The sequence below is a fragment of the Cupriavidus sp. PB-02 genome (genome assembly GCF_058252315.1).
In genome coordinates, this window is the sequence record NZ_CM177694.1 from 877,085 (window position 1) to 890,574 (window position 13,490).

10 protein-coding genes are annotated in these 13,490 nt (G+C 66.2%); 5 read left to right on the forward strand and 5 right to left on the reverse strand.

Translation table 11 applies throughout. From position 1 onward, the window contains the following. On the forward strand, positions 1-681 hold the full coding sequence (locus tag AC10V3_RS04175) for a CoA pyrophosphatase (RefSeq protein WP_022533919.1): 681 nt from the start codon (positions 1-3) through the stop codon (positions 679-681). Between the two features lie 21 nt (positions 682-702). Here AC10V3_RS04175 and AC10V3_RS04180 read toward each other — a convergent pair whose 3' ends face one another. After that, positions 703-1,551, reverse strand: a complete 849-nt coding sequence (locus AC10V3_RS04180; protein WP_022533920.1) for a sulfurtransferase — start codon at positions 1,549-1,551, stop codon at positions 703-705. Between the two features lie 207 nt (positions 1,552-1,758). Between AC10V3_RS04180 and dnaE the strand changes: the two genes are divergently transcribed. Continuing rightward, on the forward strand, positions 1,759-5,271 hold the full coding sequence (gene dnaE, locus AC10V3_RS04185) for a DNA polymerase III subunit alpha (protein ID WP_454751722.1): 3,513 nt from the start codon (positions 1,759-1,761) through the stop codon (positions 5,269-5,271). A gap of 28 nt (positions 5,272-5,299) precedes the next feature. Here the strand turns inward: dnaE and AC10V3_RS04190 are convergent, their stop codons facing one another. Further along, the gene (locus AC10V3_RS04190) at positions 5,300-6,322 is read right to left on the reverse strand and encodes a glycosyltransferase family 2 protein (protein ID WP_454751723.1); all 1,023 of its coding nucleotides are present in this window, start codon (positions 6,320-6,322) and stop codon (positions 5,300-5,302) included. Between the two features lie 277 nt (positions 6,323-6,599). Between AC10V3_RS04190 and AC10V3_RS04195 the strand changes: the two genes are divergently transcribed. Further along, positions 6,600-7,850 carry an O-antigen ligase family protein gene (locus tag AC10V3_RS04195; protein WP_022533923.1) on the forward strand — a complete coding sequence of 417 codons (1,251 nt, stop codon included), beginning with the start codon at positions 6,600-6,602 and terminating at the stop codon, positions 7,848-7,850. A gap of 36 nt (positions 7,851-7,886) precedes the next feature. Here AC10V3_RS04195 and AC10V3_RS04200 read toward each other — a convergent pair whose 3' ends face one another. Next, complete coding sequence (locus AC10V3_RS04200) at positions 7,887-8,939, reverse strand: glycosyltransferase family 4 protein (RefSeq protein WP_022533924.1); 1,053 nt, start codon at positions 8,937-8,939, stop codon at positions 7,887-7,889. A 69-nt stretch (positions 8,940-9,008) separates the two neighbouring features. Next, positions 9,009-9,770 (reverse strand): glycosyltransferase family 2 protein, encoded by a 762-nt coding sequence (locus tag AC10V3_RS04205; protein WP_041680960.1) that lies wholly within the window; start codon positions 9,768-9,770, stop codon positions 9,009-9,011. 160 nt (positions 9,771-9,930) lie between these two features. Between AC10V3_RS04205 and msbA the strand changes: the two genes are divergently transcribed. Further along, positions 9,931-11,655, forward strand: a complete 1,725-nt coding sequence (msbA, locus tag AC10V3_RS04210) for a lipid A export permease/ATP-binding protein MsbA (RefSeq protein ID WP_490923652.1) — start codon at positions 9,931-9,933, stop codon at positions 11,653-11,655. 61 nt (positions 11,656-11,716) lie between these two features. On the opposite strand, the gene waaC is transcribed toward msbA, so the two are convergent. Next, the gene (gene waaC, locus AC10V3_RS04215) at positions 11,717-12,703 is read right to left on the reverse strand and encodes a lipopolysaccharide heptosyltransferase I (RefSeq protein ID WP_454751724.1); all 987 of its coding nucleotides are present in this window, start codon (positions 12,701-12,703) and stop codon (positions 11,717-11,719) included. Between the two features lie 186 nt (positions 12,704-12,889). Between waaC and AC10V3_RS04220 the strand changes: the two genes are divergently transcribed. Further along, a complete protein-coding gene (locus tag AC10V3_RS04220) occupies positions 12,890-13,480 on the forward strand; it encodes a peroxidase-related enzyme (protein ID WP_022533928.1) in 591 nt (196 codons plus the stop codon). Positions 13,481-13,490 lie beyond the last annotated feature (10 nt).

Consider the following 13,490-nt stretch of genomic DNA (forward strand, 5'->3'; position numbering starts at 1 on the left):
ATGCGTCCCGCCTTCGATCCCGAATCCCTCCCCGTCATCGACACCGACCTGCGCAACGGCGCCCTGAGCGCGCCGCGGCTGCAGGTGGACTTTATCCGGCACCGCTTCGAGGTGCCGCCGGCCTGGGCGCCGGAGCTGACCGATGAATCGCGCGTCTACGACAGCAGCCGGGGGCTGCGCGACGCCGCCGTGCTGGTGCCGCTGGTGGAGCGGCGCGATGGCCTGACGGTTCTGCTGACGCAGCGCAATGCCAACCTGAGCGCGCATGCCGGCCAGATCAGCTTCCCGGGCGGACGCCAGGAGGAGTGGGATGCCAACCGCATCGACACGGCACTGCGCGAGACGGAAGAAGAGGTGGGACTGGCGCGCGATTACGTGGAAGTGCTGGGTGCGCTGCCGGACTACATCACCGGCACCGGCTTCCACGTAAGCCCGGTGGTGGGGCTGGTGCGCGACGGCTTTACGCTGCGCCCGGACGCGTCGGAAGTGGCCGATGTCTTTGAAGTGCCGCTGGCCTTCCTGATGGATCCCTCGCATCATGAGCGGCGCCTGTTCCGCTGGGTCGACGGCGAACGGATCTTCTACGCCATGCCCTATCCGCGCGAGGACGGCGGCCACCGCTTTATCTGGGGCGCCACCGCGGGCATGCTGCGCAATCTCTACCACCTGCTGGCGGCCTGAGCCGCCTGTCTGCCCTGGACCTTAAGCCGCGGCCTGGTCCTTGCCGCCGATGCAGTGCGGGCAGCTCTTGCCGATCACGTAGTGCGGGCTTTGCTGCTCCTCTGGCGTGACCACCGCGCGGCAGGCAAAGCACTGCTTGGGGCCGGCCGGCTCCAGGTTCGGATTCAGCGCGGTGCGATAGTCGAAGACAAAGCAGTCGCCGCGATAGTGGCTGCCGCCCACTTCCTCGAAATACTTCAGGATGCCGCCCTCGAGCTGGTACACGCGCTCGACGCCGACTTCCTGCATATGGATCGCCGCCTTCTCGCAGCGGATGCCGCCGGTGCAGAATGACACCACGGTCTTGCCCTCCAGCTCCGCCTTGTGCGCGGCGACGGCCTCGGGAAATTCGCTGAACTTGGCGATGTCGTACTCGACCGCCGCCTCGAAAGTGCCGACCGCGACCTCGAAATCATTGCGCGTATCGAGCATCACCACCGGGCGGCCCTCGTCGTCGTGCCCCTGGTCCAGCCAGCGCTTCAGGTCGACCGGCCGCACCGAAGGCGCGCGGCCCGCCTCGGGGCGGATCAGCGGCATCTTCATGGTGATGATTTCCTTCTTGGCGCGCACCAGCGTGCGCTTGAAGGGCTGGTTCTCCGACAGGCTCTCCTTGGGCGCGATATCGGCAAAGCGCGCATCGGCATGCAGCCACGCCATGAAGCCGTCGATGGCTTCGCGCGGGCCGGCCAGGAACATGTTGATGCCCTCGGGCGCGAGCAGGATCGTGCCTTTCAGGCCGGCCGCTTCGCAGCGCTCGCGCATGGCCGGGCGCAGGGTCTCGATGTCGTCCAGCGAGACGAATTTGTAAGCGGAAATATTGACGATCTGCATGAGAGACTGTGCCTGCTCGGCCGCGTCCGGGAGGGCGCCGACGGCTTGCGATAACTGCCTGATTGGAAAGACGAAATTATAACGCGCCCGGGCGCTCCTGCCGCGCATTCCCAAGCACCCCGATCAGCTTTGCGATGCGGCCTCCACGCGGCGCCTGCACGGAATATTGGAGGCCGGCAAGCGGGCCGAGCCGGTACAATGTCGCCCATGTCTGCACCCCGCTTCGTACACCTCCGCCTGCATTCCGAATACTCCATCGTGGACGGCATCGTCCGCCTGGAAGACGCCGTCAAGGCCGCCGCCGCCGATGGCATGGGCGCGCTCGCCCTGACGGACCTTGCCAACGCCTTCGGGCTGATCCGTTACTACAAGGAGGCGCGCGGCAAGGGCGTGAAGCCGGTGGTCGGTGCCGACGTCTGGCTCACCAACGCCGAGGATCGCGACAAGCCATCGCGCCTGCTGCTGCTGGTGCAGGACCGCCGCGGCTACCTGAACCTGTGCATGCTGCTGTCACGCGCGTGGCTGGGCAACCAGCACCGCGGCCGCGCCGAGATCGACCCGGCCTGGTTCCTCGAGCCCGGCGAGGATGACCTGCCGCTGGCAACCGGCCTGATTGCTCTGTCGGGGGCGATGGGCGGCGATATCGGCATGGCGCTGGCCAACGGCAATGCCGACGGCGCACGCCGAGCCGCGCAGCACTGGGCGAGCGTATTCCCGCAGCGCTTCTACATCGAGCTGCAGCGTGCCGGCCACGCGGGCACCGATGCCTACGTGCAGCACGCCGTGCAGCTGGCGGCCGAGCTGCAGCTGCCGGTGGTGGCCACGCATCCGGTGCAGTTCATGACGCCGGACGACTACACCGCGCACGAGGCGCGCGTGTGCATCGCCGAGGGCGAGCTGCTGGCCAATCCGCGCCGCACCCGGCGGTTTACCACCGACCAGTACTTCAAGACCCAGGACGAGATGTGCGCGCTGTACGCGGACATCCCCTCGGCGCTGGAGAACGCGGTCGAGATCGCGCGCCGCTGCAACCTGACGCTGGAGCTGGGCAAGCCGCGCCTGCCGCTGTTCCCGACGCCCGACGGCATGTCGCTGGACGACTACCTCGTGTTCATGGCCAAGGACGGACTGGAGAAGCGCCTGGCGGTACTGTTCCCCGACGAGGCGGCGCGCGAGGCCAAGCGGCCCGAATACTACGCACGGCTGGAATTCGAGACCGGCACCATCATCAAGATGGGCTTCCCCGGCTACTTCCTGATCGTGGCCGACTTTATCAACTGGGCCAAGAACAACGGCGTGCCGGTGGGCCCGGGCCGCGGTTCGGGTGCCGGTTCGCTGGTGGCGTATGCGCTCGGCATTACCGATCTTGATCCGCTCAAGTACGCGCTGCTGTTCGAGCGTTTCCTGAACCCGGAACGGGTCTCGATGCCCGACTTCGACATCGACTTCTGCCAGCACGGCCGCGATCGCGTGATCACGTACGTGAAGGAGAAGTACGGCAAGGACGCGGTATCGCAGATCGCCACCTTCGGCACCATGGCGGCCAAGGCCGCGGTGCGCGACGTGGGCCGCGTGCTCGACCTTGGCTACGGCTTTGTCGATGGCATCGCCAAGCTGATCCCGTTCAAGCCGGGCAAGCTGGTCACCATCGAGGAGGCGAAGAAGGAAGAGCCGCTGCTCACCGAGCGCGAGAACAACGAAGAAGAAGTGCGCCAGCTGCTGGAACTGGCACAGCGCGTCGAAGGCATGACCCGCAACGTCGGCATGCACGCCGGCGGCGTGCTGATCGCACCCGGCAGGCTGACTGACTTCTGCCCCCTGTACACGCAGGGCGCGCAGAACGACGGCATGAGCGGCGTGGTCAGCCAGTACGACAAGGATGACGTCGAGGCCGCCGGCCTGGTCAAGTTCGACTTCCTGGGCCTGACTACGCTGACCATCCTGGACTGGGCCGAGCGCTATATCCGCCGCCTCGACCCGAGCAAGGCCGACTGGAACTGCAGCCATATCCCGCTCGACGACAGCCCCGCCTTCGACATCCTGAAGACGGCCAACACCGTCGCCGTGTTCCAGCTGGAAAGCCGCGGCATGCAGGGCATGCTGAAGGACGCCAAGCCTGACCGCTTCGAGGACATCATCGCGCTGGTGGCGCTGTACCGCCCGGGCCCGATGGACCTGATTCCCAGCTTCTGCGCGCGCAAGCACGGCCGCGAGAAGGTGGAGTACCCCGATCCGCGCGTCGAACCCGTCCTGAAAGAGACCTACGGCATCATGGTCTACCAGGAACAGGTGATGCAGATGGCGCAGATCATCGGCGGCTACTCGCTCGGTGGCGCCGACCTGCTGCGCCGCGCCATGGGCAAGAAGAAGCCCGAGGAGATGGCGCAGCATCGCGTGATGTTCCGCGAGGGCGCCGACAAGAACGGCCTGAGCTCGCAGCAGGCCGACGACATCTTCGACCTGATGGAGAAGTTCGCGGGCTACGGCTTCAACAAGTCGCACGCGGCCGCGTATGCGCTGCTGGCGTACTACACCGCCTGGCTCAAGGCCCACCATCCGGCCGAATTCATGGCAGCCAACATGTCGCTGGCCATGGACGACACCGACAAGGTCAAGATCCTCTACGAGGACTGCAAGCTCAACAAGCTCGCGGTGCTGCCACCGGACGTCAACGCCAGTGAATACCGCTTCGCGCCGACCGATGCCAAGACCATCCGCTATGGCCTGGGCGGCATCAAGGGCAGCGGCCAGGGCGCCATCGAAGACATCTTGCGCGCGCGCGAGGAGCGGCCCTTCACGGATCTCTTCGACTTCTGCGAACGTGTCGACCGCCGCCAGGTCAACCGCCGCACCATCGAGGCGCTGATCCGTGCCGGCGCCTTCGACAGCCTGAATGACAACCGCGCCCAGCTGTTGGCCTCGGTGCCGATCGCGATGGAGGCGGCCGAGCAGAAAGCCGAATCCGCCAACCAGGTGTCGCTGTTCGACCTGATGGGCGATGGCGGCGAGGCGCACCGCCCCGAGCTGCTCGACGAACCGCGCTGGAGCCCCAAGCGCACGCTGCAGGAAGAAAAGCAGGCGCTCGGCTACTACTTCTCAGGCCACCTGTTCGATGCCTACCGCGACGAGGTGCGCCGCTTCAACAAGGGCACGCTGGCCGCGCTGGAAAAGGAAGTGCAGGGCAACGGCGGCGGCTTCGGCCGCGACGTGCGCGGCAAGACCATCGCCGGCGTGATCAGCGGCATCCGCACGCAGATGACCCAGCGCGGCAAGATGCTGATCGTGACGCTGGACGACGGCACCGGGCTGGTCGAGATGACGGTGTTCAATGAGCTGTTCGACGCCAACCGGAATATGTTCCGCGAGGACGAGCTGCTGATCGCCACGGGGAATGCGCGGCATGATACGTTCACCGGCGGGGTGCGGTTTACGGCGGAGTCGGTGATGGACCTGGTGGCGGCGCGTGTCAGGTTTGCCAGCGCGGTGCGGCTGGCGATGAATGGCAACTCATCAACGGGGCTGCTGCGTGAACTGCTGATGCCGCACCTGGCGCGCGCCAGCGGCGCGCAGGGACTGCCGGTGCGCATCCGCTACGAGGCGAAGGCCGCCTCGTGCGAGGCAATGCTTGGCCCGGACTGGCAGGTGGTGCCTTCCGACGAGGCGTTGACGGCCCTGCGGCAGGCGCTGTCGGCGGATTGTGTCAGTACGGTGTACGAATAACTAGGGAGCAGGGCGCCGTCAGCGTCCCTCAGCCGCGTCGGAACAGGTTGCTCAGGAAGTAGAACGGCGCATAGGCCGAAGGCACGGTGGCGTACAGGAACATCCGCAGCCGATGGCCAAGCGTGACCCGGCGCGCGCCGAACAGTACCTTTAGCCGCGCGAGGTTGTCCGGCGCAGCGAAAACGTCCGCGGTGTACTGTTCGCGCGCAAGCTTGCGCGCCTTGAGCCGGCGCATGGCGTCGCCGCAGCCGGCACGCTCGGCATCCTCGATGAACTGGAGCGTCTCCGCCAGCGAACTGCGGTTGGTCAGCCGAATGCGCCGCACGAAGTCCGCCGGGGTGCGCCACTTGCGCTTGCCGGAGGTCCCGCCGCGCCGGTAGTGCACCAGAGGGCGCCTGAGGTTCAGGGCGCCGCCCATCAGCGAAGCACGCAGCGTCGTGATCTGGTCCTCGGAAATCATCCCGGGCGCCATCGGGCCAAAACGGTCGAACATGCGCCGCGTCCACGTGTGTGACGCCCCGATTACATGCGGCGGATGCGTGGCCCAGTATTCAAACGAATGGTAGGGCTCCAGGTCGCTGTGGCGAATCTGCCCGTGCAGGGCGCCGTCGTAGGCCATATCGACCAGGTCGGTGACGATCAGCTCAGGCTTGCGGTCGTGTGATAGCCAGGCCTGGACCACTTCCTTGCAGCGCGAGGGCATCGAATAGTCGTCGCCGGCAGCGACGAAGATCAGTTCGCCGTGCGACTGGGCCACCAGCTTGCTCAGGTGCGCGCTGATCCCGAGATTGGCGGGATTGCGCAGCAGCGTCACCTTGTGAGGACCGGCATAGCCTGCCAGCGCCCGTTGCGCGGCCGCATAGGTGCCATCGGTCGACGCATCGTCCGACACGAAGATCTCAAGGGCCGGGTAGTCCTGCGCCAGCGCACCCTCGATGGCATGCGCAATGAACGATTCCTGGTTGTAGGTGATCAGCAGCAGCGATACCGGCGGATATTCCTGCACAGGGCGCTGCGCGCTTTGCTCGCCGTTGCCGGGGGCCAGACTCATTTGTAGTACCTTCCTTAAGCAAGGCAGAAAGATACCATGCGGCCATGGGCTCGCCGTCCCGCCGGCGGCGCGGGGTGCGCAGAGGTACGCTGCCGCGGGTCGGTATAATGCAGGCCATAAATGGTCAGCTCGCCCCCGTACGCCGGAGCATGAGTGCCTGCCTTCCGGTGCCTCTCGCGGCGCGGCGCCGGTTGCGGTCTGCGCACATATCCGGTGCAAAGGTAACACTGTGTTTCAGTTCGCAAGTGGCGGGCGCTGCTGCGTGAAAGTCCCCTCAATGCAAGTCAATACGTACGCCGTTCGCGTGGCCGCTGTGGCCGCCGCGCTGTCTCCCAGTCTGATCCTGACGTTACAAGGCGGCACCGGCTATTGCTACTTCCTGGCAATGGCTGCTGCCCTGGTATGGCTGGCGGATGCCGAAAACCGGCGCGCTGCCGCCGGCACGCTTTCCGAATACAAGTGGTATGTCGCCGCCATGACGGCCTATCCGCTCGTCATCGTGCTGCAGCAGGTGATTCACGGCGAATTTATCGGGCGCGCCCTCGATGCGCCCGCGCGGCTGCTGTTTGTCGCGCCGATCTTCGCGCTGCTTGCCGCCGTGCCGGCCAAGGACCTGCGCCCGGTCCAGTGGGGGTGCGTCGTCGGTGCCTTCTGTGCCGCAGGCTGGTCCGTCATCAGCATCGTCGCGCCCGAAAACTGGGTCATCTCCGGCCGTGCCGGCAACCCCTTCACCAACCCGATCCCGTTTGGAGGGACTGCCCTGGTGCTGGGCTTCATGGGCGTCATTCCGCTTGGCGATGACACGCGCCGGCCTGGCTGGGAGTGGGCCTTGCGGCTGCTTGGCCTGTTGGCGGGCTGCTATGCTTCTTACGCATCGGGCAGCCGGGGCTCCTGGATTGCGGTGCCGGTGATGCTGTGGCTGTTTGCCGGGCGCTTCAGCCGAGTGCACCGGCCCACGCCGGTGTGGCGGATCGCCGGCGTGCTGCTGCTGGCGCTTGGCCTGTCCGGCCTGGCGAGCACGAACGTGGTGCAGCAGCGTTTCCACGAGGCCGTCTCTGACTTCCATCGCATGGCCATGGGCGACGAGAACAATTCCATCGGGCTGCGCATGCAATTGTGGCGCGCGTCCTGGGAGCTGTTCCAGGAGCATCCGGTGCTGGGGGTGGGCAAGGGCCGGCTGAAGGAGAGCCTGGAGGTGATGGCGTCGCAGGGCCGGACTGCGGCAGAGATCATTCACCCGCACGCGCACAACGAGGTGTTCTCGACCCTGGCGCAGATGGGCCTGATCGGACTTGCGGCCTTGCTGCTGCTGTATGTCGGATCCGCCTACTACTTCTGGAACCATCGGCATTCCAGGGATCCCGATACCGCCAATGCTGCCACCATGGGCCTGGTGCTGGTGTTCGGCACCATCGTGTACGGGCTGACCATCGATGTCTTTTCGCTGGTGATGAACACGGCGTTTTTCGCACTGACAAGCGCAACGCTGCTGGGCATCATTGCCAACCGCCGCAAGCACTCGGCCTGACCCGCCACACCGCGCCCACAGCTGCTGTATCGCGGCTCAGCCGGGTGCGGCGCTTACCAGCGCCAGCAACGCGTCGACGTGGACGGATGGCTCCGGGTTGTAGCGCAAGGCCTGCAGCGGCATGTGGATGCGGGCCTTGCCCGCCCGGGCCAGCGTTGCCGCCTGTGCCAGCGCGGCGGTGGCGGCCGCGGCGTCCAGGCGCGAGAAAGTCAGTGCGGCTTCCGGCGCGATCACTTCGAGGCAGGCGATATTGTCCGCCATGACCACCGGTGTGCCGCACAGCACCGACTCCACGCCCACCAGCCCGAATGGCTCATAGTTCGACGCCAGCACGGTGAAATCCGCGGCTCGGTACAGGTCGGCCATGTTGTCGCAATAGCCCAGTTCGCGTACGCCGGGCAGCCGCTCGCCCACCGGCCTGCCGGCCACGGCGATGACCGCCCCGCTGCCGCTTGCGGCCAGTGCCTGCGCCAGCAGCGGCAGGCCTTTGCGGCGATGGTCCGAAGACGGGAACAGGAACACCGGCTCGTCGCCGAAGCCGAACGCCGCGCGCAGGCGCGCGCGCTGCCCGTCGTCGACCACACCAAAGCGCGCGGTGTCGACCGGCGGGTACAGCAGCGCGAGCTTCGCCTCAGGCACCCCGTAGAGTTCCTTCAGTTCCTGCGCCATCAGCCGCGAGTGGGCCACCACGCGGCGCGCAGCGGCGTAGTGGCGGCGCTCGAGTTCGATCTGGCGCCGGTCCCAGAAGGTGGCGGCGCGCCCGGCGGCGAGCAGGTAACCACGGTGTGTGCCGCCGCAGATGGCGAGGTCGGCGCCGACCACGCGGTTGCAACCGATCAGCACGTCGCAATGCTGGTGGGCGTGGCGCATCCCCCAGGAGAACATGTAGTCGCGCATCTTGCCCGGCAGCCAGCGCACGTGGATGCGGTGCGCATCGACGGCGCCAAGCTCGGGCAGGCCCTTGTCGAACCGGCGTGCGAACACGGCGGGCCGCTCGCCGCGCGCGATCATGCCCCGCACGAGGTCCATGGCATAGCGTTCGAAACCGCCGCCCCGGCCAAATCGGTTGCAGGAGATGCCTGTTCTCATGGGCTTTTGCGATGTGAAGGTGGAGACGGATGCGACATGCCGCGATGGGGCGCGACAGCCGGATGCGCGTCAGCGCGGCAGCTGTTCGGGCTGGCGCTGCAGGTGCCAGAGCTTGAGGTACTTGTAGTAGCTGGCCTGGCCGTTCATCAGTGCCACCCCGAAGCCTTCGGTGCCGTCGAGGATGCTGCCGCGCAGCAACCATGTGCGCAGGAACGCCCACAGGCCGTGTCCCAGCGCCGCCGCGGGGGTCGAGCGCTTGCCGCTGCGAAAGGCCTGCATGGCACCCGCAGTGGAGTAGGCCTCGACCTTGCGCAGCACATCCGAATAGTCGCGGTAGCTGTGATGGATCAGCGCCTGCGTGAGCCGGCCGACGCGGCCGTCGACAGCAAGGTGTTCGTGAACCAGCGCATCGGTGAAGCGTCCCTTGCCCCGACGGAACAGGCGCGTGACATAGTCCGGGTACCATCCGCCGTGGCGGATAAAGCGGCCGCAGAACTCGGAAAGCCGGGGCATCTCATAGCCGTCATGGTCCTGGCGCGCAACCGCCTGCAGGATTTCGTCGCGCAAGGCATCGTTGATGCGCTCGTCTGCGTCGAGGCTGAGGATCCAGTCACCCGTGGCGGCGTCAACCGCGCGATTCTTCTGCGGCCCGAAGCCCGGCCAGTCCGCCGTCTCCACCACGCAAGCACCCATTTCCCGGGCAATTTCGCGTGTGGCGTCCGCGCTCATGCAATCCACTATAATCGCCTCGTCGCACCACTTCACGCTTTCCAGGCAGGCCCGGATGTTATGCGCCTCATTGCGGGTAATGATGACAGCGGAAATCCTCATAGGCGGATAGCGTGGTGCGGCGGGGCATAGACCGGGAGCCCGCATTGTACCTTGTGTGACCCCGGGGTTTCGCGCCGGCCGCGCCAGGCGCGCGCCCGCCTGTTTCAGTTTTCCTGAGGAATCGTTCTTGTCCAGTCAAATGGCATCAGAGTCGCAGTCCATGGCGCGGCGGCTCTGGTCTTACCTGCGCCCCGAGCTTCGCGTCTTTGTCGGCGCCATCCTTGCGATGGCGGTGGTCGCGGGCAGCGAAGGGGTGATCCCCAAGGTCGTCAACGACCTGCTCGACAAAGGCTTCGGTGGCGGCTACGCCGGCACGCTGTGGCATGTGCCCGCCATCCTGACCGGCGTGGCGCTGATCCGGGGTGTGGCGCAGTTTGCTTCCGGCTACCTGCTGAACCTGATCTCGAACCGCGTGCTGCTGAAGATGCGCATGCAGATGTTCGAGCGCCTGTTGCATGCGCCCGCGGGGTTCTTCCACCGCAACACCGCGGCATCGCTGATCAATGCGGTGATCTTCGAGGTCAACCAGGTGCTGCAGATCCTGACCAGCGTGTTCATCACGCTGGTGCGTGACTCGCTGACTGTGGTGGCACTGCTGATCTACCTGTTCTATACGAACTGGCGCCTGACGCTGATCGTCGCGGTGATCCTGCCGGTGATCGGCTACCTGATGTCCAAGATCAACCGCAGGCTGCGCAAACTCAATCGCGATCACCAGACCTACACCAACAACGCGGCCTATGTCGTGGAAGAGGCGGTGGGCGGCTTCAAGGTGGTCAAGCTGCACGGCGGCGAGTCGTATGAGCTGTCGCGCTTCCGCATCGTGGCCGAGAGGCTGAAGAACTACTCGATGCGCATGGCGGTGGCCGGCGGGCTGAACCAGCCGGTCACGGCCTTCCTGGCTGCGCTGGCGCTGTCGGTCATCATCACCATCGCGATGGTGCAGGCGCAGGGCAACCAGACCACAGTGGGCGGCTTCACCGGCTTCGTGATGGCGATGCTGCTGCTGATCTCGCCGCTCAAGCACCTGACCGACATCAACCAGCCGCTGACGCGGGGCATCACCGCGGCCGAGATGATCTTCCGGCTGATCGACGAGCCGGTCGAGCCGCAGCACGGCGGCAAGCCGCTGGGCCGCGCCCGTGGCGAACTGGCGTTGGAGAACGTCGGCTTCCGCTATGGCGAGGCGCCGCGCGCCGCGCTGGACGGCATCAACCTGCGCGTCAGCCCGGGCGAGGTGGTGGCGCTGGTGGGCCCGTCGGGCAGCGGCAAGACCACGCTGGTCAACCTGGTGCCGCGCTTCTTCGATCCCACCGACGGGCAGATCCTGCTGGACGGCATGCCGCTGCCCGAGCTGGCGCTGAAGGACCTGCGCAACCAGATCGCCTTCGTCAGCCAGGACGTGGTGCTGTTCAACGACACCGTGGCCGCCAATGTGGCGTATGGTGCGCAGTCCGAAGGCGAGATCGACATGGCGCGCGTCGAGCGCGCGCTGGCGGCCGCCTACCTGACCGAGACCGTCAAGGGCTTGCCGGAGGGTGTCAACACCAATATCGGCGACAACGGCATGAAGCTGTCCGGCGGCCAGCGCCAGCGCCTGGCGATTGCCCGCGCGCTGTACAAGGATGCGCCGATCCTGATCCTGGACGAGGCCACTTCGGCGCTGGATTCGGAATCCGAGCGCCAGGTGCAGGCAGCGCTGGAAGAACTGATGAAGGGCCGGACCACGCTGGTGATCGCGCACCGGCTGTCGACCATCGAGAACGCCGACCGCATTGCCGTGCTGGACCACGGCCGGCTGGCGGAGCAGGGCACGCACGAGCAACTGCTGGCAGCCAACGGCCTCTATGCCGGGCTGCACCGGATCCAGTTCGCGACCCAGTAAGCCATTGCAGCAGCTCCAATGAAGAAGGCCGGCACATCTGTGCCGGCCTTCTTCATTTCGCTCAGTTCTGCGAAGCCACGGGCGGCTGCACGGACATGACTTCGTCGATGGCGGCCAGCACTTCGGCCCGCGTCGGCACGTCCCCGTGGCCGCCCAGCGACACTGCGCGTCCCGGCGCAGTGACACCATACAGGTGGCGCGAGGTGGTCGTGAACAGGATCACGGTCGGGCGGCGCAGCGCGTCGGCGATATGCACGAAGCCGGTATCCATGCCGACCACCAGCGAGGCTTGGCCCACCATCTGCGCCACGCCGGTGATGCTCAGCCGCGGCATCACTTCGGCACCGGGCACGCTGGCGGCGATGGTCTCGGCCTCCTTGCGCTCGGCCTCATTGCCCCACGGCACCAGCACACGTAACCCGCGCGCGGAGATCGCGCTGCCCACGCTGATCCAGTCGGCTACTGGCCACTTCTTCTCTTCGCTCGAGGTGGCATGGAACAGCATCGCATACGGCCCCTTGGCGGCCGGCGCCGGCGTGTCCCCGGGCATCTCGAGCCCGTAGTCCATTTCTCTTGTGAGTTCGTAGCCGAAGGCGCGGCTTACGGCGCGGCGCATCCGCTGCCGTGCGCAATCTTCTTCGATATACGGCTGAAACACATGGTTGTAGGCAAAGCGCGCGCCGCTCTCGCCCAGTTCTTCCACGGGGTAGCCATAGCGATGCCGCGTACGGGCCAGGAACGAGACGATGGCGCTCTTGTAGACGCCGTGGACGTCGAGCACGGCATCGTATTTCTCGCGGCGCAACTCGCGCAGCGCGCTGAAGATCGCGCGCAAGCCTGCCCAGTTGCGCAACTTCTTGAAGCCGCGCAGCGGCGCGGCGATCACCCGGTCGATATTCGGGTTCCAGCGCGGCACATCGGCACAATAGGAGTCGGCAATCCAGTCGATCTTCACGCCGGGAAAAGCCCGCTGCAGGTCCGCGACCAGCGGCTGGGTGAAAACCATGTCGCCCAGGGATGTCAGCTTGACGATGAGAATGCGTTTCATCGGGAAGAGTATGGCGGCTCGGAAGGGGCGCTCGCCTTGTTCAGAAGGTGCGTAGTATGCCTGATCCGGTGGACATCAGTACGTGCGATCCATGCGCAACATGGCCGGCGCCGAACCCGCGCCGATCCGTTAGTATCTGAAGCAGAAGAACACCATGTGACAGACGCACAACTACAGGAGACCACCATGCCCGACCCGGCATTCCCCATCAGCCGCTACCCCGTCCCGGCCGTCGCCAACCTGCCCGACGACATCCGCGCCCGCATCCTCGAAGTCCAGGAAAAAGCCGGCTTCGTCCCCAACGTCTTCCTCGCGCTGGCGCACCGCCCGGATGAATTCCGCGCCTTCTTCGCCTATCACGACGCGCTGATGCTCAAGGAGGGCGGGCTGACCAAGGGCGAGCGCGAGATGATCGTGGTGGCGACCTCGGGCGCCAACCAGTGCCTGTATTGCGTGGTGGCGCATGGCGCGATCCTGCGCATCTACGAGAAGAAGCCGCTGGTGGCCGACCAGGTGGCGGTGAACTACCTGAAGGCGGACATCCCGCCGCGCCAGCGCGCGATGCTCGACTTTGCGATGAAGGTGTGTAAGGCGTCGCATGAAGTCGACGAGGCGGACTTTGCGGCGCTGCGCGAGCACGGCTTCTCTGACGAGGACGCCTGGGACATCGCCGCCATCACCGCGTTCTTCGGCCTGTCGAACCGGATGGCCAACTCCATCAGCATGCGCCCGAACGACGAGTTCTACCTGATGGGGCGGGTGCCGAAAGCGAAATAGCGCGCCGTTT

Bases quoted from the DNA above. Each gene is read 5' to 3' on its own strand.
- AC10V3_RS04175 (WP_022533919.1), top strand. From the start codon at position 1: ATGCGTCCCGCCTTCGATCCCGAATCCCTCCCCGTCATCGACACCGAC.
- AC10V3_RS04180 (WP_022533920.1), bottom strand. From the start codon at position 1,551: ATGCAGATCGTCAATATTTCCGCTTACAAATTCGTCTCGCTGGACGAC.
- dnaE (WP_454751722.1), top strand. From the start codon at position 1,759: ATGTCTGCACCCCGCTTCGTACACCTCCGCCTGCATTCCGAATACTCC.
- AC10V3_RS04190 (WP_454751723.1), bottom strand. From the start codon at position 6,322: ATGAGTCTGGCCCCCGGCAACGGCGAGCAAAGCGCGCAGCGCCCTGTG.
- AC10V3_RS04195 (WP_022533923.1), top strand. From the start codon at position 6,600: ATGCAAGTCAATACGTACGCCGTTCGCGTGGCCGCTGTGGCCGCCGCG.
- AC10V3_RS04200 (WP_022533924.1), bottom strand. From the start codon at position 8,939: ATGAGAACAGGCATCTCCTGCAACCGATTTGGCCGGGGCGGCGGTTTC.
- AC10V3_RS04205 (WP_041680960.1), bottom strand. From the start codon at position 9,770: ATGAGGATTTCCGCTGTCATCATTACCCGCAATGAGGCGCATAACATC.
- msbA (WP_490923652.1), top strand. From the start codon at position 9,931: ATGGCGCGGCGGCTCTGGTCTTACCTGCGCCCCGAGCTTCGCGTCTTT.
- waaC (WP_454751724.1), bottom strand. From the start codon at position 12,703: ATGAAACGCATTCTCATCGTCAAGCTGACATCCCTGGGCGACATGGTT.
- AC10V3_RS04220 (WP_022533928.1), top strand. From the start codon at position 12,890: ATGCCCGACCCGGCATTCCCCATCAGCCGCTACCCCGTCCCGGCCGTC.